This is a genomic window from Nocardiopsis coralliicola, from assembly GCF_054779695.1.
This window is the reverse complement of the sequence record NZ_BAAGXT010000017.1, coordinates 60,690-78,746: the sequence shown is the minus strand read 5'-3', so window position 1 is coordinate 78,746 and position 18,057 is coordinate 60,690. Positions and strand designations below refer to the sequence as shown.

15 protein-coding genes are annotated in these 18,057 nt (G+C 74.4%); 7 read left to right on the top strand and 8 right to left on the bottom strand.

Annotated elements, in window-relative coordinates:
* Nucleotides 1-6: 6 nt before the first annotated feature.
* Nucleotides 7-783: a hypothetical protein gene (locus tag ACYVGT_RS14480; protein ID WP_460858287.1), complete on the top strand. Its 777-nt coding sequence runs from the start codon at nt 7-9 to the stop codon at nt 781-783.
* A gap of 120 nt (nt 784-903) precedes the next feature.
* Nucleotides 904-2,136 carry an amidohydrolase gene (locus tag ACYVGT_RS14475; RefSeq protein ID WP_460858285.1) on the top strand — a complete coding sequence of 411 codons (1,233 nt, stop codon included), beginning with the start codon at nt 904-906 and terminating at the stop codon, nt 2,134-2,136.
* Between the two features lie 154 nt (nt 2,137-2,290).
* Here ACYVGT_RS14475 and ACYVGT_RS14470 read toward each other — a convergent pair whose 3' ends face one another.
* Entirely contained in the window at nt 2,291-3,751 is a 1,461-nt protein-coding gene (locus tag ACYVGT_RS14470; RefSeq protein WP_460858283.1) for a sensor histidine kinase, read from the bottom strand.
* A 5-nt stretch (nt 3,752-3,756) separates the two neighbouring features.
* Nucleotides 3,757-4,518, bottom strand: a complete 762-nt coding sequence (locus tag ACYVGT_RS14465; protein ID WP_460858281.1) for a response regulator transcription factor — start codon at nt 4,516-4,518, stop codon at nt 3,757-3,759.
* Between the two features lie 280 nt (nt 4,519-4,798).
* On the opposite strand from ACYVGT_RS14465, the gene ACYVGT_RS14460 reads away from it, so the two are divergent.
* The gene (locus tag ACYVGT_RS14460; RefSeq protein ID WP_460858279.1) at nt 4,799-5,587 is read left to right on the top strand and encodes an exodeoxyribonuclease III; all 789 of its coding nucleotides are present in this window, start codon (nt 4,799-4,801) and stop codon (nt 5,585-5,587) included.
* A gap of 242 nt (nt 5,588-5,829) precedes the next feature.
* Here ACYVGT_RS14460 and ACYVGT_RS14455 read toward each other — a convergent pair whose 3' ends face one another.
* Nucleotides 5,830-6,207 carry a MerR family transcriptional regulator gene (locus ACYVGT_RS14455; protein WP_460858277.1) on the bottom strand — a complete coding sequence of 126 codons (378 nt, stop codon included), beginning with the start codon at nt 6,205-6,207 and terminating at the stop codon, nt 5,830-5,832.
* 56 nt (nt 6,208-6,263) lie between these two features.
* Between ACYVGT_RS14455 and ACYVGT_RS14450 the strand changes: the two genes are divergently transcribed.
* A complete protein-coding gene (locus ACYVGT_RS14450; RefSeq protein WP_460858275.1) occupies nt 6,264-6,983 on the top strand; it encodes an SDR family oxidoreductase in 720 nt (239 codons plus the stop codon).
* A 153-nt stretch (nt 6,984-7,136) separates the two neighbouring features.
* Nucleotides 7,137-8,027: a ribokinase gene (locus tag ACYVGT_RS14445; RefSeq protein ID WP_460858343.1), complete on the top strand. Its 891-nt coding sequence runs from the start codon at nt 7,137-7,139 to the stop codon at nt 8,025-8,027.
* 12 nt (nt 8,028-8,039) lie between these two features.
* On the opposite strand, the gene ACYVGT_RS14440 is transcribed toward ACYVGT_RS14445, so the two are convergent.
* Nucleotides 8,040-8,657, bottom strand: coding sequence for a YceI family protein (locus tag ACYVGT_RS14440; RefSeq protein WP_460858273.1), 618 nt, complete (start codon nt 8,655-8,657; stop codon nt 8,040-8,042).
* 369 nt (nt 8,658-9,026) lie between these two features.
* On the opposite strand from ACYVGT_RS14440, the gene ACYVGT_RS14435 reads away from it, so the two are divergent.
* Nucleotides 9,027-9,644, top strand: coding sequence for a hypothetical protein (locus tag ACYVGT_RS14435; RefSeq protein ID WP_460858271.1), 618 nt, complete (start codon nt 9,027-9,029; stop codon nt 9,642-9,644).
* Nucleotides 9,645-9,944: 300 nt separating this feature from the next.
* On the opposite strand, the gene argS is transcribed toward ACYVGT_RS14435, so the two are convergent.
* The 3 genes from argS to plsX form a co-directional block, all read right to left on the bottom strand.
* Complete coding sequence (gene argS, locus ACYVGT_RS14430) at nt 9,945-11,678, bottom strand: arginine--tRNA ligase (protein ID WP_460858269.1); 1,734 nt, start codon at nt 11,676-11,678, stop codon at nt 9,945-9,947.
* Between the two features lie 5 nt (nt 11,679-11,683).
* A complete protein-coding gene (locus ACYVGT_RS14425; RefSeq protein ID WP_460858266.1) occupies nt 11,684-13,048 on the bottom strand; it encodes a hypothetical protein in 1,365 nt (454 codons plus the stop codon).
* A gap of 67 nt (nt 13,049-13,115) precedes the next feature.
* Nucleotides 13,116-14,177 carry a phosphate acyltransferase PlsX gene (gene plsX / locus ACYVGT_RS14420; RefSeq protein ID WP_460858264.1) on the bottom strand — a complete coding sequence of 354 codons (1,062 nt, stop codon included), beginning with the start codon at nt 14,175-14,177 and terminating at the stop codon, nt 13,116-13,118.
* 412 nt (nt 14,178-14,589) lie between these two features.
* Here plsX and ACYVGT_RS14415 point away from each other — a divergent pair, with 412 nt between their 5' ends.
* Nucleotides 14,590-15,966, top strand: a complete 1,377-nt coding sequence (locus tag ACYVGT_RS14415; protein ID WP_460858262.1) for a KamA family radical SAM protein — start codon at nt 14,590-14,592, stop codon at nt 15,964-15,966.
* Between the two features lie 77 nt (nt 15,967-16,043).
* Here the strand turns inward: ACYVGT_RS14415 and ACYVGT_RS14410 are convergent, their stop codons facing one another.
* Nucleotides 16,044-17,666, bottom strand: coding sequence for an MFS transporter (locus tag ACYVGT_RS14410; RefSeq protein WP_460858260.1), 1,623 nt, complete (start codon nt 17,664-17,666; stop codon nt 16,044-16,046).
* Nucleotides 17,667-18,057 lie beyond the last annotated feature (391 nt).

Here is an 18,057-nt window from a genome sequence, read left to right as displayed (position 1 = left end):
ACCGACGTGACAACGGCTACCGACCCCGCGGCCCGCGCCTACGCGCTCTACGACCGCACCACTTCGCGCTGGGGCCGCATCACCATGATCATGGGGCTGGCCGCCTCGGTCATCGGCCCGCTCTACCTGGTGTTCGGCACCGGCCAGCAGTTCTCCTCCTGGGGGCTGCTGACGGCGTTCCTGGCCGTCGCCGCGGTGTACGGCCTGATCTGGTTCATCGAACCGCTCACCTACTACCCGGTGCTCGGGCCCGCGGCGATGTACCAGGCGTTCATGATCGGCAACATCGCGAACAAACTGGTCCCGTCCGCCATCGTCGCCCAGCAGGCGATCGGCGCGAAGCCCGGCACCCGGCGTGCGGAGTTCGGCGCGGTCATGGCGATCAGCGGTGCCGCGATCGTGCACATCGCGTCGCTGCTGGTGTTCGTGGGGTTCCTGGGCACGTGGCTGATCGGGCTGCTGCCCGAGGCGGTCATCGCCGCGGCCCGCGACTACATCTTCCCGGCGATCATCGGCGCGGTCGTCGTGCAGCTCGCGGCCTACGCCAAGCAGCCGCGGGTCACCGTCATCGCGCTGGTCGTCGCCATCGCCGTCCAGGTAGGGCTCGCGCCGCTGTTCGGCCAGGTCTTCGCCAACTTCGCGACCGCCCTCGTCGTGGTCGCCACCGTCGCCATCGCCTGGGTCCTGCGCGACCGCACGGCACCGGCGGACACGCCCGGCGGCGGTGCGGTCGCCGGGTCCGGCGGCGACGGCGGCACGGCAGGACCCGCAGAGCAGGACTGAGCCCGCTGCCCGCCCGCGCCGGAGCGGGCGGGCAGAATCGAACCGCTGCCCGCCGCGGCAACGGGCTGCCCACACGCGGCACCGCGCCCCGCGGGCCGCGCCGAGACGCAAGGAGACGCCTTGACCACGCTGGAAGCGGTCGCGAAGTTCACCGACGAGCAGCGCACGGAGCTGCACGAGCTCTATCAGCACCTGCACCGCAACCCAGAGCTGTCCATGCAGGAGGAGCAGACCGCGGCGCTCATCGAGGAGCGGATGCGCGCGCTCGGCTGCACCGTGTTCCGCAGCGGCGGCACCGGCGTGGTCGCGGTGCTCGCCAACGGCGACGGGCCGGTGGTGGGCTTCCGCGCCGACACCGACGGCCTGCCCGTCGGCGAGGAGACCGGGCTCGACTACGCCTCCACCGCCCGCGGCACGCTGCCCGACGGCACCGAGGTCCCGGTGATGCACGCCTGCGGCCACGACACCCACATCACCTGCGCGATCGGCGCCGCCACCCGGCTCGCCGAGCACACCGATGCGTGGTCGGGCACGGTCGTCTTCCTCTTCCAGCCCGGCGAGGAGACCGCGGCCGGTGCCAAGGCGATGGTGGAGGACGGGCTGTGGGACCGCGCGCCGCGCCCCGAGGTGGTCTACGGCCAGCACGTCTGGCCGGGGCGCAGCGGCGGAGTCGAGCTGTCCTCCGGCCCGGCGATGGCAATGGCCGACGCCTGGAAGGTCACCGTGCACGGCCGCGGCGGGCACGGGTCGCGGCCGGAGGACACCATCGACCCGGTCGTGCTCGCCGCGCACATGGTGGTGCGCATCCAGAGCATCAAGTCCCGCGAGGTGGCGGCCCAGTCGGCCGCGGTGGTGACCGTCGCGACCATGCACGCCGGCCTCAAGGAGAACATCATCCCGGCCTCGGCCGAGTTCACCCTGAACGTCCGCAGCCTCGACCCCGAGGTGCGCGAGCGGGTGCTGGAGGCGCTGCGCCGCGTCATCGCCGCCGAGGCCGCGGCCTCGGACGCGCCCGAGCCCGTCATCGAGGAGCTGTACAGCTTCCCGCTGCTGGTCAACGACCCCGAGGAGACCGCCGCGGTCCGGTCGGCGCTGGCCGGCGCGCTCGGTGCGGCCAACGTCGCCGACCGCCCCGCCCAGATGGGCAGCGAAGACTTCGGCCACCTCCCGGACGCGATCGGCGTGCCCGGCGTCTACTGGTTCTTCGGCGGTATGCCGGAAGAGCGGGTCAACGGGGCGGAACCGGTCCCGTCCAACCACTCGCCGCACTTCGGCCCGGTGATGGAGCCGACCCTGGGCACCGGGGTCACGGCTGCGCTGGCCGTCCTCCTGGCCCGCCTCGGCGGGGACTGAACGGCCGGGCCCTTCCGCCCGCGGTCCCGCCGGGACCGCGGGCGGAAGGGCACCCCGGCGGCTCCCGCCGCCTGCCCTGTCCTGCCCTGTCCTGCCCTCCCGCGCTGCGGCCCGGCTCCGGCCGATCGGCCGGAACCGCACGGGTGCGCCGCCCTCAGCCGTCGGGGCGGGAGCCGTCGGGGGCGACAGCCGGTCCGGCCGGAGGCTCGGCCTCGGGGGCCGGCGGGCCGTCGACGGGGAGGCGCACGGTGACGGAGGTACCGGTGCGCGGCGAGGAGTGGATCGAGGCCGAGCCGCCGTGCGCCTCGGCGATGGCCGCGACGATGGCCAGGCCGAGTCCTGCGCCGCCGCCGGGGGAGCGGAGGCCGCGGTGGAAGCGGTCGAAGGCGCGCTCCAGGTCGGCCGAGCTCATGCCGGGGCCCGAGTCGGAAACGGCCAGCACGGCGTCGCGGCCGTCGGCTCTCAGCTCGACCCGCACCGGAGTGCCCTCCGGCGTGTGCTCGGCGGCGTTGGCGAGCAGGTTTGCGAGCACCTGGCGGAACCGGGCCTCGTCGACCCGGCAGACCAGCTGCTCCGGCGTGTGCGGCTGCACCGTGCGGTCGGTGGCGAGGAACCGCGCCTCGTCGGTCATCTCCCGCACCACCGGCACCAGGTCGGCGACCGCCGGCTGGAGCGAGCCGCCGCGGTCGAGGCGGGCCAGCTCGAGCAGCTCGGAGACGAGCCGGCTCATCCGCCGCGCCTCGTCCTCGATCCGGCCCATCGCACCGCCCACCTCGACGGGCGGCACCGCGCCCTGCCGGTACAGCTCCGCGTAGCCGAGGATGGTGGTGAGCGGCGTGCGCAGTTCGTGCGAGGCGTCGGCGGCGAACGCGCGGACCCGCTCCTCGGACTCCCGCTGGGCCCGGAACGCGTGCTCCAGCCGGGCGAGCATCGTGTTGATGGCGCGCGCGAGCCGCCCGACCTCGCTGTGCGTCTCCACCCGCGGCATGCGCGCGGAGAGGTCGGAGCCGGTGGAGATGCGGTCCGCAGTGGTGGCCATCCGGTCCAGCGGCTCCAGGCCGCGCACGATCAGCCACCGGCCCGCCAGCGCCAGCCCGCCGAGCAGCAGCGCGGCGGTGACCAGCTGGGTGACCACCAGGAGCCACGGGTACTCTTCGCGCTCGTTGGTGGGGACCGCGGTGACCATGATGCCGTTGGTGCGCAGCCGGACGGTGGTCCGGTACGGCGGCACCGCGGTGTCGCGTCCGTCCAGGTCGAAGATGGCCCGGGAGCGTCCGAGGTCCTGCAGGTCGCGGACGGGCATCTCGTTGAGCCGCTCCAGCACGATGTCGTCCCGCTCCAGGTCGCCGTAGACCTGGTTGACCTCGCCGGTCCGCGGATTGAGCAGCACCACCAGGTAGGGCGACGGGCTCGGCGCCTCGACGCCGACCGGCGGGGTGTCGTTGTCCAGCCGGGACATGGCGCGCTCGGCGGCGAGCACCACCTGGTCGTCGATCCGGTCGGAGATGAACGACCGCAGCGTCAGGAAGCCGGCGACACAGGTGACCAGCAGGCCCGCGGCGGTCACGCCGAGCAGGCCGATGAGCAGGCGGGAGCGGAGCCGGCCGGGGAGCACGGCGGTCAGTGCCGGTCGGGGGCGACCAGCGCGTAGCCGACGCCCCGCTGGGTGCGGATCAGCGGCGGGCCGAGCGGGTCCAGCTTGCGCCGCAGGTAGCTGATGTAGGTCTCCAGGATCTGGGTGTGCCCGGCGTAGTCGCCGCCCCAGACGCTCTCCACCAGCTGGGCCCGGGGCACCACCGCGCCGGCGTGGTTCGCCATGTAGGCGAGCAGCCGGAACTCGGTGGGCGAGAGGTCGACCTGCACGCCGTCCCGGTGCACGGTCCAGTGCCGCTCGTCGATCTCCAGGTCGGCGTAGCGCAGCGTGTCCCACCGGTCCCGCTCCCGGTCGGCGCCTGCCGCGTGCGCCGCGGTGCCGCCGGCGAGGGCGCCCTCGGGCGCGGGCCGGCGGGCGCGGCGGAGGAGGGCGCGCATGCGCGCGATGAGCGCCTCGACCGAGAACGGCTTGGTCACGTAGTCGTCGCCGCCCAGGGAGAGGCCGGTGACCGTGTCGGTGGGGGCGTCGCGCGCAGTCAGGTAGATGACCGGGACCTCGTCGCCGCGGCCGCGGAGCTGCCGGCAGACCTCGAAGCCGCTGATGTCGGGCAGGAGCACGTCCAGCAGGACGAGGTCGGGGCGGACCTCCTCGACCCGGCGCAGCGCGCTCGCGCCGTCTGCGGCCGAACTCACCGTGAAGCCGTGGAAGCGCAGCGCGGCGCGGACGAGCTCGCGGATGTTCGGCTCGTCGTCGACCACCAGGACGTGCGGCGCCGTCGGGGCTGGCATAGAGGCGCTCCCTCCTGTTCTTCCGGGCCCTCCATGATGCCCCAGCCGGCGGACGGGACCCGACGCGGCGGCCCGGCCGGCACCGCCCCGCCGGCCGGATCAGGGATCCGGTGAACGGAGTGAACCGATCGGGGGAAACCTGCGTCGAAGTGGGCAGAGGCGTCCGGGCTCATCGCAGCCCGGCCGCCCGCGGGCGGGACGGAGCGGAGGACGGCCGCTCCGTCCCGCCCTGCGTTTCCCGCGCTCTCCTCTGTCGCCCCGGCGCGCTAACCTTCGGGGCGTGCGTATCGCTACCTGGAACGTCAACAGCATGAGGGCCCGCGCCGACCGGGTCGGAGCCTGGCTGGACCGCAGCGACGTCGACGTCGTCGCGATCCAGGAGACCAAGTGCCGGGACGACCAGTTCCCCGCCGAGGTCTTCACCGGCCGGGGCTACGAGGTCGCCCACTTCGGGCTCAACCAGTGGAACGGCGTCGCCCTCGCCTCCCGGGTCGGGCTGGACGGGGTCGAGCGCGGGTTCCCCGGCCAGCCGGGCTTCGGCGACCCGGAGGCCGTCGAGGCCCGCGCGATCTCCGGCCTGTGCGCCGGCGTGCGCGTGTGGAGCCTGTACGTGCCCAACGGCCGCGAGCTCGACGACCCGCACTACGCCTACAAGCTCCGCTGGCTGGAGGCGCTGCGGACCTACGGCGCCGGCCAGCTCGCCGCCGATTCCGGCGCCCAGGTCGCGTTCTGCGGCGACTTCAACGTCGCCCCCCAGGACGACGACGTCTGGGACATGGCGGTCTTCGACGGCAAGACCCATGTCAGCGCGCCCGAGCGGTCCGCCTACGCGGCGCTGGAGGAGGCCGGCTTCACCGACGTCGCCCGCGCCTACACGCCCGGCCCCGGCGTCTACACCTTCTGGGACTACCAGGGCCTGTCCTTCCCGAAGAAGAAGGGCATGCGGATCGACTTCTTGATGTGCTCGCCGCAGCTCGCCGGGCGGGTCACCGGCGCCGCCGTCGACCGCGAGGAGCGCAAGGGCAAGGGCGCCTCCGACCACGCCCCGGTCATCGTCGACCTCGACTAGGGCGCGTTTGGTGGACACCTGTCCTGCTGCGCGGCGCCCTGGCGCGCCCCTCGCTGCGTTCTCCTTGGCCGACAGGGAAAACCGCCCTGACTCCTTCGTCGGCTGTGCGACGGGTGCACCGCCGACACCGCTCGCGGTGAACGCCACCCACCGGACACGCCTGGCGCGCGTCCCGGCCGGCAGCGCCCGGGCTCTTGGCAGCGCCGGCCGGGCGGCCCCGATGCCCGGCCCGGTGCCGCGGTCTACGGCGCCGGCACGCCCGGCCGGGCCGCTGCGCTGCGCTCGCCGGCGGCGGCGATGAGGCGGTCGAGCCGGCCGAGGGTGTCGGCCATCTCCGCGACGCGGGCCGCGAGCTGGTCCCGCTCGGAGCGGAGCATCCGGTGCTGCTCCGCCGTCGTGCGGCCGTTGTTCACGCACGGCAGCAGCACCGCGATGGAACGGCTGCTGAGGCCGGCCGCATAGAACCGCTGGAACAGGCGGACCACCTCCACGGTGTCCTCGGTGTAGCGGCGCTGCCCCGACGCCGTGCGCTCCGGGCTGAGCAGACCCTGCTCCTCGTAGTAGCGCAGTGCCCGCACGCTCACGCCCGCCCGCCGGGCAAGCTCCCCGATCTTCAGCACACTGCGCCCTCCTGCCCTTGACCCTCACGCCAACGTGAGGTCCTACCGTACCGGGCATGGACATTCGGAACTCGACGGCGCTGGTCACCGGCGCCAACCGGGGCATCGGCCGCAGCTTCCTCGACGAGCTGCGCAGCAGGGGTGCCACCAAGATCTATGCGGCCGCACGCCGGCCGGAGACGCTTCCCGCCGGCCCGGGCATCGTGCCGCTGCAGCTCGACGTCACCGACGACGCCTCCGTGGCCCGGGCCGCGGAGGCGGCCGCCGACACCACGCTCCTGATCAACAACGCCGGAGTGTCGACCTACGCCCGGCTCACCGATGGCGCGGCCGACGACATCCGGCGGGAGATGGAGACCAACTACTTCGGCCCCCTGCGCATGGTGCGCGCCTTCGCGCCGGTCCTGCGCGCCAACGGCGGCGCCGTGCTGAACGCGCTGTCGATCATGGCGTGGATGGCCTACGAGCACTCCAACAGCTACGGCGCCTCCAAGGCCGCGGCCTGGGCGCTGACCAACGGTGTCCGCTACGAGCTCGCCGGCAGCGGCATCCAGGTCACCGCTCTGGCCATGGCGAGCGTCGACACCGACATGATGGCCGGCATCGAGGACGAGAAGTCCGACCCGGCCGTGATCGCCAAGGCGGCGCTGGACGGCGTCCAGGCAGGCGCCCTGGAAGTGCTGGCGGACAGCCGCACGGCCCAGTGGAAGGCCCGGCTCGGCGAGGACCCGGCCCGGCTGTACCCGCAGCTGGCCGCGGACCGCGCCGTTCGCTGACCCGGCCAGCGCCGCCCGCCCGCCGGTGCGGGCAGCGGCCCGGCTCCGCTCCGGCCCGGAGCACCTGCCTCCGGGCCGGATACTCGCTGCGGCAGGGCCCCGCTGGATAGGGTTGCCGCCGTGAGCCAATCTGAGCGAGGAGCGGGCGCCCCGGTGCGGCCGCGGATCACCGTCTACGGCAGCGTCAACATGGACCTGGTCGCCTACGTCGGCGAGCGGCCGGCCGCCGGGGAGACCGTCTACGGCACCCGCTTCGCACAGGTGCCCGGGGGCAAGGGCGCGAACCAGGCGATCGCGGCGGCGCGGGCCGGCGGGGACGTCGCGTTCCTCGGCGCCGTCGGCGACGACGCCTTCGGGGTCGAGCTGCGCAGCGCGCTCGTCGACTCCGAAGTCGACACCTCGGCGCTGCGCACCGCCGCCGGGCCCTCCGGCATCGCGCACATCGTCGTCGAAGGCGGCGGCGACAACTCGATCATCATCGTCCCCGGCGCGAACGCCGCGATGGGCGGCCTGGAAGGTGCCGACCGCCGGCTGCTGGACGGCAGCGACGTGCTCCTGCTCCAGCTGGAGCTTCCCATGGCGGGCGTGCTCGCCGCCGCGCGCGAGGGGCGGGAGCGCGGCGTGCGCACCGTCCTGACCCCGGCGCCCGCTGCGGACCTGCCGGACGAGCTCCTCGGCGCCGTCGACCTGATCATGCCCAACCAGCACGAGGCCGCTGCCCTGACCGGCGCGGCCGACCCCGAGCGCGCTGCGCAGGCGCTGCTGGAACGGGTCCCCGCGGTGCTCATCACCCTCGGCGCCGAGGGCTCGCTCTACGCCGAGCGGCACGCCGCGCCGGTCAGGGCCGCCGCCCACCCCGTCCGCGCGGTCGACACCACGGCCGCCGGCGACACCTTCTGCGGCGCGTTCGCCGTCGCCACCGCCGAGGGGCGCGGCCCGGCCGAGAGCATGGCGTTCGCGGCGGCAGCCGCCGCGCTGTCGGTCCAGCGGCCCGGCGCAAGCACGTCGATGCCGCACCGGACCGAGATCGACGCCGGCGCTTAGCGGGAGCGCCGGCTAGGCGATGTGTCCGATCTCGCGCAGCCACGCGGTCGGGTCGGTGTTCTGCAGCCGGACCTCCAGCACCACGTCGACCGTCTCGCCGACGATGCGCTCGCCCCACGGGGTGGGGCCGACGTCGGTGATGCCGAAGTCGGAGAGCGCCAGCTGGGTGTCGGCCGCGAAGAAGTGCCCGTGGGTCTCGTCCGGGTTCTGCAGGTCCGGTGCCTCACCGCCCCACCGGCAGTCGAGCGCGACCGGACGGGTCGTGCCGTGCAGGGTGAGCTCGCCGTGCATCCGGAACGCGTTCCGCCCGCGGCCGGAACGCTCCAGTGCGGTGCTGGTGAACCGCATCTCCGGGTAGGCCTCGGTGTCCAGCAGGTCGGGGGAGCGGAGGTGCCGGTCGCGCGCCTGGACTCCGGTGGACAGGCTTTCGGTGCGGATCGACACGTCGACCGCCGAGTGGGCCGGGTCCTCGGCGACGCGCACGATCCCCCAGGTGTCGCCGAACGTGCCCTGGACCCGCCCGAAGCGCAGATAGCGCGCGACGAAGATGATGCACGAGTGCGCCGGGTCGATGTACCAGGTGCCGGGCGCGAGGCGCGGCTGTTCGTCGACTGCCTGGTCATAGCCCATGTCGGATATCCCCCCAATGGATGCTGTCTGCCGGTGACAGGCTAAACGTCCTCTGTTTGAACCGTGTACACCCCTCGGCCGGGGTGCGGCCGGAAAAGGACGGGAGGCGTGCGGTGCGCCGCATTGTGCCGAGTACGCTCTCAATCGGGACCTTCGCCTCTTGTCCAGGTTCGGCCACCCCGGGTGCGTTGCCTTCGTCACACGTTGACCGGCCCCGATCTGCGGATCGCCGTGTATGGCGGCCTTCGCGCAGATTGACGGGTGGGATCCAGGGTGTTGCGGAGCGTCGCTGTTCCTTACAGTTCATCCCGGGGTGTCCTCTGCGGGACCCTCGTCCGTCCCCCCTCCCCAACGGAATTGCGTTCCACCATGACGGAAGAACCGCTGAGCAGGACCGAGCGCCGCCAGATGGAGCGGCGCCGCTCCCGCAACCGGATCATCGCCGCCGGCGTGGCCCTGGTCGCACTCGGCGCCGGCGGCGTTGCCGTCGCCGGCATGGTGCTCCCCGGAGACTCGCAGGTCGAGGCGGGAGACCCGCCGCCGTCCGGAGGGCCCGGCGGGGAACTGGAGAACGGCACGGGGCGGGGGCCGAGCGGCTCCGGCGACATCGACCCCGATCCCGCGCAGGTCCAGCGCTCCACCGCCCCGGATTCCGGGAGCGGCGGGTCCGGTTCGGGCGGCTCCTCCTCAGGCGGGGGCGGCCAGAGCGGACGCGGCGGGGACAGCAGGGGCGACCGGGGCGGCGGCGGGGACAAGGACCGCGACGACGAGCGCCCCACCCAGCGGCCGACGCCGCCGGACAAGCCCACTCGCACCCCGGAGCCTGAGCCGGAACCGGAGCCGGAACCGACGACGCCCGAGCCGGAACCGTCGCCCACCCGGCCGCCCGGCGGTCCGGACGGCTATCCCGGCCAGAGCCACCCGGCCGCACCGTACTCCTCGCCTCCGGTGTCGAGCACGAGCCCCGGCACGAGCCCGGGTCCCTGATCCGGCCCGCCGCCGCGCACCGCTGCGGCGGCTGAGCGCCCCGCCCCTCCAAGCGCGGAGGAGCGCCCGGCTGCGCGCGCCGCCCGGTCCGCGGCGCCGGCGGCCGCGGCACCGACCGGGGTGCCGGACCGCCGGCAGTCTGCCGCCCGGGCGGCGGCCCGTCTGCGGCCTCCACCGGGTAGCCCCCATTGCGCCGCGGCGCCCGAAAGCAGCGCCGCCGCACCGAACGGGGTCCGGTGCGGCGGCGCTGAACCGCTGGTCTCCGTGCTCGGCCCGGAGCGCCGCGGAGGCGCAGCCCGGCTACATCTGCTCGGGCGCCTGCACTCCGAGCAGGTCGAGCCCCTGGACCAGGATGCGCAGCGCGGCGGCGCACAGCGCGAGCCGGGACGCGCGCAGCTCGCTGGTCTCCGCGGTGAGCACCGGGCAGTGCTCGTAGAACGCGGTGAGGGCCTGGGCCAGGTCGAACAGGTACCCGCAGAGGCGGTGCGGCACCAGCTCGTCGCCGACCAGCGCCACGGTCGGACCGAAGCCGAGAAGCGCCAGGGCCAGGGTGCGCTCCGCCGGGTGGCCGATGGCGATGCTGCCCTGCGGCGCCGCCGGGTCGGCGCCGCCCTTGCGGAAGATCGACCGCAGCCGGGCCTGGGCGTACTGCAGGTAGGGGCCGGTGTTGCCGGTCAGCGCCAGCATCCGGTCGAAGTCGAAGGTGTACTCGGTGTCGTGCGCGACCGAGAGGTCGGCGTACTTCACCGCGCCGATGCCGACCTGGCGGGCGATCTGGGCCTGCGTCCCGGCGTCGAGGTCGGGGCGGTTCTCCCGGACCACGGCGCCGGCCCGCTGCACGGCCTCCTCCAGCAGCTCCATCAGCCGGATCGGCTTGCCGGAGCGGGTCCGCAGGATCTTGCCGTCGGAGCCGAGGACGTTGCCGATCTGCACGTGGACCGGCGCCACGTCCTCCGGGATCCAGCCGGCCAGCCGCGCCGTCTGCCACACCATGCGGAAGTGCAGGTTCTGCGGCGCCCCCACCACGTAGAGCACCCGGTCGGCCTTGAGCTCGGCGATCCGGTACTTGATGGTCGCGAGGTCGGTGGTGGCGTAGCCGTAGCCGCCGTCGCTCTTGCGGATGATGAGCGGCACCGGCTTGCCCTCGCGGCCGGTGAAGTCGCCGAGGAAGACGCAGAGCGCCCCCTCGCTCAGCACCGCGAGGCCCTTCTCCTCCAGCTCGCGGCAGACCTCTTCGAGCATCGGGTTGTACTTGCTCTCGCCGGCGAGGTCGGCGTCGGTCAGGGTGACGTCGAGCTGGGTGTAGACCCGGTTGAAGTAGGCCTTGGACAGGTCGATCAGGCCCTGCCAGATGCGCAGTGTCTCCGGGTCGCCCGCCTGCAGGGCGACGACGCGCTTGCGCGAGCGCGCGGCGAACTCCTCGTCGCCGTCGAACTTCTCCCGGGCGCCCTGGTAGAAGGTGTTCGGGTCGGTGGTGAGGTGCTGCGCCTCGGCGGAGTCCTCGCCGACGTCCAGCAGGTGCTCGATGAGCATGCCGAACGGCGTGCCCCAGTCGCCGATGTGGTTCTGCCGGACGACGTCGTGCCCGAGGAAGTCCAGCGTGCGCGCCAGCGCGTCGCCCACGACGGTGGTGCGCAGGTGCCCGACGTGCATCTCCTTGGCGACGTTGGGCGCCGAGTAGTCGATCGGGATGACCTGGCGCTCCTGGACCGGCACCCCCAGCCGGTCGTCCGAGAGCAGCGCGCCGGCCTGCGCCGCGATCCACTCGTCGCGCAGGGTGAGGTTGACGAAGCCGGGGCCGCTGATCTCCACGCCGCTGCACACGTCGTCCACGTCCAGGTGGGCGGCGATGTCGGCCGCAACGTCGCGCGGCGCTCGTCGGAGCCGCTTGGCCAGCGCTAGGGCGGCGTTGGCCTGGTAGTCGGCGAACTGCGACGGGCGGATGACGGGGTCCGTCTCGGCGAACTCGGCGCCGAACGCGGCGGCGAGAGCGGACTGGACCCGGTGCGCGAGGATCTCTTGCGGGTCGGCCATGCCCTTCAGCCTACCGACTTTGCCCCACTGGATTTCCCGTGACCAGCAGGGATCCGGGCCTGGGCCGGGCCCCTCCTGGGCCGCCCCAGCATCCACGCCGCGGCGGCCGGGAGCGCCACCGCGGCGGCCGCGCCGAGCTGCCAGGGCAGCCGCCACCAGGCCGGCGGTCCGGCCGGCAGTCCGCCCGCCGGCTCCAGCGGGGGGCGCTCGCCGACCGCGGTGTGCGACCAGACGAAGAACGCGTCGCCCACCGGCAGCGCACCGAACAGGTAGCGCCGCTCCGCCGACCCGGTGGCCAGGCCCAGCGGTTCGCCGAGCCCGGTGAGGGCGGCGGCCGCCGCAGTGTCGCCGTGCGTGGCGGCGGCGCCCAGCGCCACCGCGCTCGCTGAGGCGGAGAGCCCGGCGATGAGCGGTCCCGAGTCCACGTCGCCCGGGCTGCTGTCGCCGTGCGGGAACTCGCGGATGCCCGGCGCCCAGAAGTGCGTCGAGTCGAACGCGGTGCGGAACCGCGCGTAGTCCGCGGCGGAGCGGTCCGGGTCGATGTCGGGCAGGAAGCGCAGCAGGAGCGCCTGGGAGCTGCCGCGGGCGCCCTCCAGCGGTGCACCGCCGGCGGGGTCGGCGCTGTGCGGGAGCAGGCCGGTCTGCGGATCGGTGCGCTCGTCTGCGGCTGCGAGCCACTCCGCAAGCAGTTCCGCGTGGGTGTCGGTGCCGAGCGCCCTGTCGGCCCGCGCCAGAGCGGCCGCGGCGACCACGCTGTCCACCGGCCAGGCGCGGCCCGGATACGCCTCCAGAAAGGGGCCGCGGCCGGCGTCGAGCGATGCGGCGAAGGCGTCGGCGATCTCCGCCGCGCGGCCGGCCAGGCGGCGCTCTTCGGCGGGGGTGCCGCCGGCCTCGGCGACGCGGGCGAGCAGGTAGGTGCTCCAGCCCGCGTGGAACACGCCGGACTCCGGCGCGGCGCCCTCCGGGAACGGCGCCCTGCCCTGCGGCGACTCCATCTGCTCCAGGGCCCAGCGGGCGCGGTCCCGGGCCTGTTCGGCGTGCTTCGGTTCCAGCTCGGCGGTGTTCATCCACGCCAGCCCGTAGAGCGCGTGGCTGAACACGAAGCCCTCCGGGAAGAGCACCTGCATGTCGGCTCCCGCACCGTCCCGGAGAGCGGCCCCGAGGTAGCGGAGATGGGGGACCGCCGCCGCGGCGGACTCCGCCGCGGAGCGTTCCAGCGGGGAGGGCGTATAGGCGCGGGCCGCGGCCGTTCCGGTGAGTGCGGCGGCGAGCGCGGCCAGTGCGAGCAGCGCCGCGGCGATGCGGCGCGGCAGCGGGCTGCGCGCGGCGGCCGGGGCGGCCGGCGCCGCAGCGGTGCGGGGGGACGGCACGCGGTGGATGGTACCCGCGGCGCGGCGCCGGTCCGCCCACGTCCGCCCCGCTGCAGCCGGGCGCCGCTCAGTCGTCCTGCGCCGCCCGCCGGCTCAGCCACGATGCGCGCTGCGGGGTGCCGACGCGGCGCCGGATCTGCTCGACGATGCGGCCCGCGACGAGGTCGGCGGCGAGCACGCACGCCTGGGCGATCCCGCGGTCCTGCGCGGCGCCGTGCGCGATGACGACGGTGCCGTTGAGGCCGAGCAGTACCGCGCCGCCGTAGGTTTCGCTGTCGAACCGGTCGCGCAGCGAGCGCAGCGCCTTGCGCTGCAGCAGGGCGCCGGCCTTCGCCAGCGGCGTCGCGGTCAGCGCGCCGTGCACCTGGTCGAATGCGAAGCGGACCGCGCCCTCCACCGACTTCAGCGCGACGTTGCCGGTGAAGCCGTCGGCGACGACGACGTCCACTTCGCCGGCGAGCAGGTCGTGGCCCTCCACGTTGCCGCGGTAGTCCAGCGGCGGCGCTCCTTCCGCAGCGGCGGCGGTGAGCAGCTCGCCGGCCTTGCGGGCGAGCCGGTTGCCCTTGCCCGGCTCGGCGCCGATGGTGAGCATGCCGACCCGCGGCGCCGCCACCCCGAAGGCGGTGCGCGCATAGGCCGCGCCCAGGTGGGCGAACTGCAGGAGCATCTCCGGCTTGGCGTCGGCGTTGGCGCCGGCGTCGAGCAGCACCGTGGGGGTGGGCGACGTCGGCAGCGGCACCGCGAGCGCGGCGCGCAGCACGCCCGGCTGGGTGCGCAGCCGCACCGTGGAGGTGGCGACCACACCGCCGGTGGAGCCCGCCGAGACCAGCGCCTGGGCGTCGCCGTTCCGGATCAGCCGGCACGCCACCGCCACGCTGGAGCGCGGCCGCCGCCAGCTGGCCAGCGCGCCCTCGTTCATCGCCAGGGTGTCCTCGGCGTGCACGACCGGGATCTCGCCGGCCGCTCCCTCTTCGGCGAGCAGGGCGGTGAGGTCGGGGGCCCGGCCGACCAGGATCACCCGTGCCCCGTGCTCGCGGACCGCGGTGACGGCGCCGCGGACGGCCTCGCGCGGCCCGTGGTCGCCGCCCATGGCGTCCAGGGCGATCACCGGGGGCGGTGGTCCGGTCACGGAAGGGGCCTCCCAGCCAGTGCGGTGCTGCGGTGCGTGTGCTGCGCCGGAGAGCGTGGCGCCGGTGCAGGGCCCAGGCTATGCCGCCGCCGGGAGCGCCGTGTGCCCAGGTCCGCCGCCGCGCGCCCGCGCCGCAGGGGCAGCAGCGGCGCGCGGTAAGCGGGGTATTTCGGAAAAGTGGGTAATAAGAGGTCGAGATCGGGTACGCCTGATCGTCGGTCGGGCCCGCGCTCCGGCGCCGCTCGGCAGGGCTGCGCAGCGGGGAGCCCGCACCAGCCGGCGGCGCGGCACCGGTGCCCCGCCGAACCGGCACAACAGCATCCGCTTTCCGGACGGCCCCGCCAGCGGCGGGACGTCCGGCTCCGGGCTGCCCGGCCGCGCGCCGGGCGCCCCGCATGGTGAAGGGAGACGCGTGAGCTTGACGCACGACGCGGCATCGGCCGTCTCGGCGCCGGCCACCGCCGGCCGCCGTTTTCGGGCCTACACCTCGAAGCACCTCGACGAGCTGACGGCGCGCGCCGGGCTCGGCGACGAGGAGCGGCTCGCCGTCCGCGCCGTCGCGACGGTGCTGCCGTTCCGGGTCAACGCCTACGTCATCGACGAGCTGATCGACTGGAATGCGGCCCCGGACGACCCGATCTACCGACTGGTCGTCCCGCAGGCCGACATGCTGCCCGCCGACGACGTCGCCCGGATGGCCGACCTCCTGCGCCGCGATGCGCCCAAGAAGGAGATCAATACCGCCGCCAACGAGATCCGTGCACGGCTCAACCCGCACCCAGCGGGCCAGATGGACCTCAACGTCCCCTCCGTCGGGGGCCCCGACCCCCTCGAAGGGATGCAGCACAAATACGCCGAGACCGTGCTCTTCTTCCCCAAGCAGGGGCAGACCTGCCACGCGTACTGCACCTACTGCTTCCGCTGGGCGCAGTTCGTCGGCGAGCCCGACCTGAAGTTCGCCACCGGCGAGGTCGACCACCTGGTCGCCTATCTGAAGGCCAATCCGCAGGTCACCAGCGTCCTGTTCACCGGCGGCGACCCGATGATCATGGGGGAGGGGGTGATCTCCCGCTACATCGAGCCGCTGCTGGAGGTCGAGACCCTGGAGTCGATCCGGATCGGCACCAAGGCGCTGGCCTACTGGCCGCAGCGGTTCACCACCGACCCGGACGCCGACGACACCCTGCGGCTGTTCGAGCGGGTCGTGGAGTCCGGCAAGAACCTCGCGTTCATGGCGCACTTCTCGCACCCCAACGAGCTCGACCCGCCGCTGGTCGGCGAGGCGGTGCGGCGCATCCAGGCCACCGGCGCGGTGATCCGCACCCAGGCGCCGCTGATCCGCACGATCAACGACGACCCCGCCGTCTGGGAGCGCATGTGGCGGATCCAGGTCCGGATGGGCATGGTGCCCTACTACATGTTCGTGGAGCGCGACACCGGCCCGCAGGACTACTTCGCCGTCCCCCTGGCCCGCGCCTACGAGATCTTCCGGGAGGCGTACAAGAACGTCTCCGGCCTCGCGCGGACCGTACGCGGCCCCTCGATGTCGGCCACGCCGGGCAAGGTGTGCGTGGACGGCGTCGTCGAGGTGGCGGGGGAGAAGGTGTTCGCCCTGCACTTCATCCAGGCACGCGACCCCGAGCTGGTCGGCCGCCCCTTCTTCGCGCGCTACGACGAGGAGGCGGCCTGGCTGTTCGACCTGGAGCCGGCGTTCGGCGCGGCGTCCTTCCCCTACGAGGAGGAGCCGCCGGCCGACGTGTCCGCACTGGTGGACCCGGCCCAGGCCTGACGCGCCGCCGCTGATCCGCGCCCCGCCCGAGCGGACCGCGGCCGCGGTCCCGGCGCCCGAGCTGCGGGCGCCGGGACCTACTCCGCCCGCTCCGCCGCAGCCGGCTGCTCCGGCGCAGTGTGCGGGTCCCGCATGTTGCGGGCGAGCAGCGTGGCCAGCAGCCCCAGGCCCAGCGCCGCCACCGGCACCCAGCCCACCGCGTGGAACGTGTCGGTGAACGCGTGGGCGTAGACCGACTCGGCGAGCGCAGCGATCTGCTCCTGCACCTGGTCCGGCACACCGGAGGGCAGGTCGGGGGCCGGCGGCGGGCCGAGCTCCAGGCCGGCGCCGTGGTCGGCGGAGACCCCGGCGACGAAGTCGTCCTGCGCCTCCGGCGGCAGCCCGCCGGCGCGGGCCTGCGCCTCGTCGGCGAGGTTGGCGTTGAGCGAGGTCTGCATCAGCGCGCCCACCACGGCGCCGCCGAGCACCGAGCCCAGCTGCCGCACGGTGTTCAGCACTCCGGACGCCGCCCCGGCCATCGCGGGCGCCACCCGGTACATGGCCAGCGAGTTCATCGGGCCGAACACGGCCGCCACCCCGGCGCCCATGACGACCAGCGGGCCGGCGAACACCAGCCACCCGGAGTCGGTCGAGGCCACCTGCAGCAGGACGGCCATTCCGCCGCCGAACAGCGCGAACCCGGCCATCAGCAGGAACTTGCCGCCGTAGGCGTCCACCCACCGGCCCACGATCGGCGCCGCCACCATCGACACCACCGACATCGGCGCCATGGTGAGGCCCGCTTCGAGCGCGCTCATCTGCAGCACCGACTGCAGGTAGATGGTGAACAGCAGCGAGTAGCCCAGCATCGCGACCGACACCAGCGCGGCGTTCAGGCTCATCAGGCTGTAGTTGCGGTCCCGGAACAGCGCGAAGGGCACCAGCGGGTCGCGGCCCTGGCGGGTCCACTGGTGCACGAGGAACAGGGCGAAGACGACCGCGCTGCCGGCGAGCACCAGCGGGATGGTGACCGGGCCGGCCACCGTGCCCCACTGGAAGCGCTCGCCCTCCACCAGGCCGAACGCCAGCAGCGCGAGACTGGCCGTGGCGAGCAGGACGCCCACCGCGTCGAACCGCGGGCGGCGCTCCGGCGCCGGGTCGGCGGGGATCAGCACGGCACCGAGGAACAGCGCGACGGCGCCGAACGGGATGTTGACGAAGAAGATGAACCGCCAGTCGAACCCGGTGACGAGCAGCCCGCCGAGCGTGGGGCCGGCGATCGTGGCCAGGCCCGCCACGGCTCCCCACACACCCATCGCGGTGCCGCGCCGCTGCGGCGGGAAGACGCGGACGATCAGCGTCATCGTCTGCGGCATCATGATCGCCGCGCCCACGCCCTGCACCGCGCGCCATCCGATCAGCCACGGCGCATCCGGCGCGAACCCGCACGCGACCGAGGCCAGCGTGAACACGGCGACGCCGACGAGGAAGAGGCGCTTGGGCCCGAAGAGGTCGCCGAGCCGGCCCGCGGTGATGATCAGGACCGCGAGCACCAGCGTGTAGGCGTTGACCACCCACAGCACCTCGTCGACGGCGGCGTCGAGGCGGGCGATCATGTCCGGGATGGCGATGTTGACGATCGTCAAGTCCAGCAGGGTCATGAAGAACCCGAGGCAGAGGGCGGTCAAGATCGCCCAGGGATTGCCGCGCAGGGATCTCACCGGTGTTCCTCCGTATCTCGGATGTCTGGCCGCTGCCCGCGCCGCGCGGTGCAGTCCGCGTGTGCAGTGCGGCGGCTGCGCCCTCCCCCCCCGGAAGGCGGCTCCCGGGGCCGGTCGCAGGGCCGGGCCGGGCCGCGGCCCCCGCAGGTACGGCCGGGCGCGGACGGACCGCGCAGCGCCCGCCTCCCGCCCGGCGGAGCGGCCCGGTGCCGGCTCGGCGCTATCGCCGGGCCGCCCGGAGCCGGTGTCCGGTCTGTGCCGTGTGCCCGACCCGGCTACGTTACTCCTCGTTGTCCTACCCGCTGTCCGGCACCGGCCTGCCGCCTGGCCGGAGTATGCGGGGCCGCGCGCTCGGGGGCAGCGGCCCCGGCGCCGCAGGGGGCGCGGGGCA

Bases quoted from the DNA above. Each gene is read 5' to 3' on its own strand.
- ACYVGT_RS14465 (WP_460858281.1), bottom strand. From the start codon at position 4,518: ATGCCAGCCCCGACGGCGCCGCACGTCCTGGTGGTCGACGACGAGCCG.
- ACYVGT_RS14450 (WP_460858275.1), top strand. From the start codon at position 6,264: ATGGACATTCGGAACTCGACGGCGCTGGTCACCGGCGCCAACCGGGGC.
- ACYVGT_RS14440 (WP_460858273.1), bottom strand. From the start codon at position 8,657: ATGGGCTATGACCAGGCAGTCGACGAACAGCCGCGCCTCGCGCCCGGC.
- ACYVGT_RS14435 (WP_460858271.1), top strand. From the start codon at position 9,027: ATGACGGAAGAACCGCTGAGCAGGACCGAGCGCCGCCAGATGGAGCGG.
- argS (WP_460858269.1), bottom strand. From the start codon at position 11,678: ATGGCCGACCCGCAAGAGATCCTCGCGCACCGGGTCCAGTCCGCTCTC.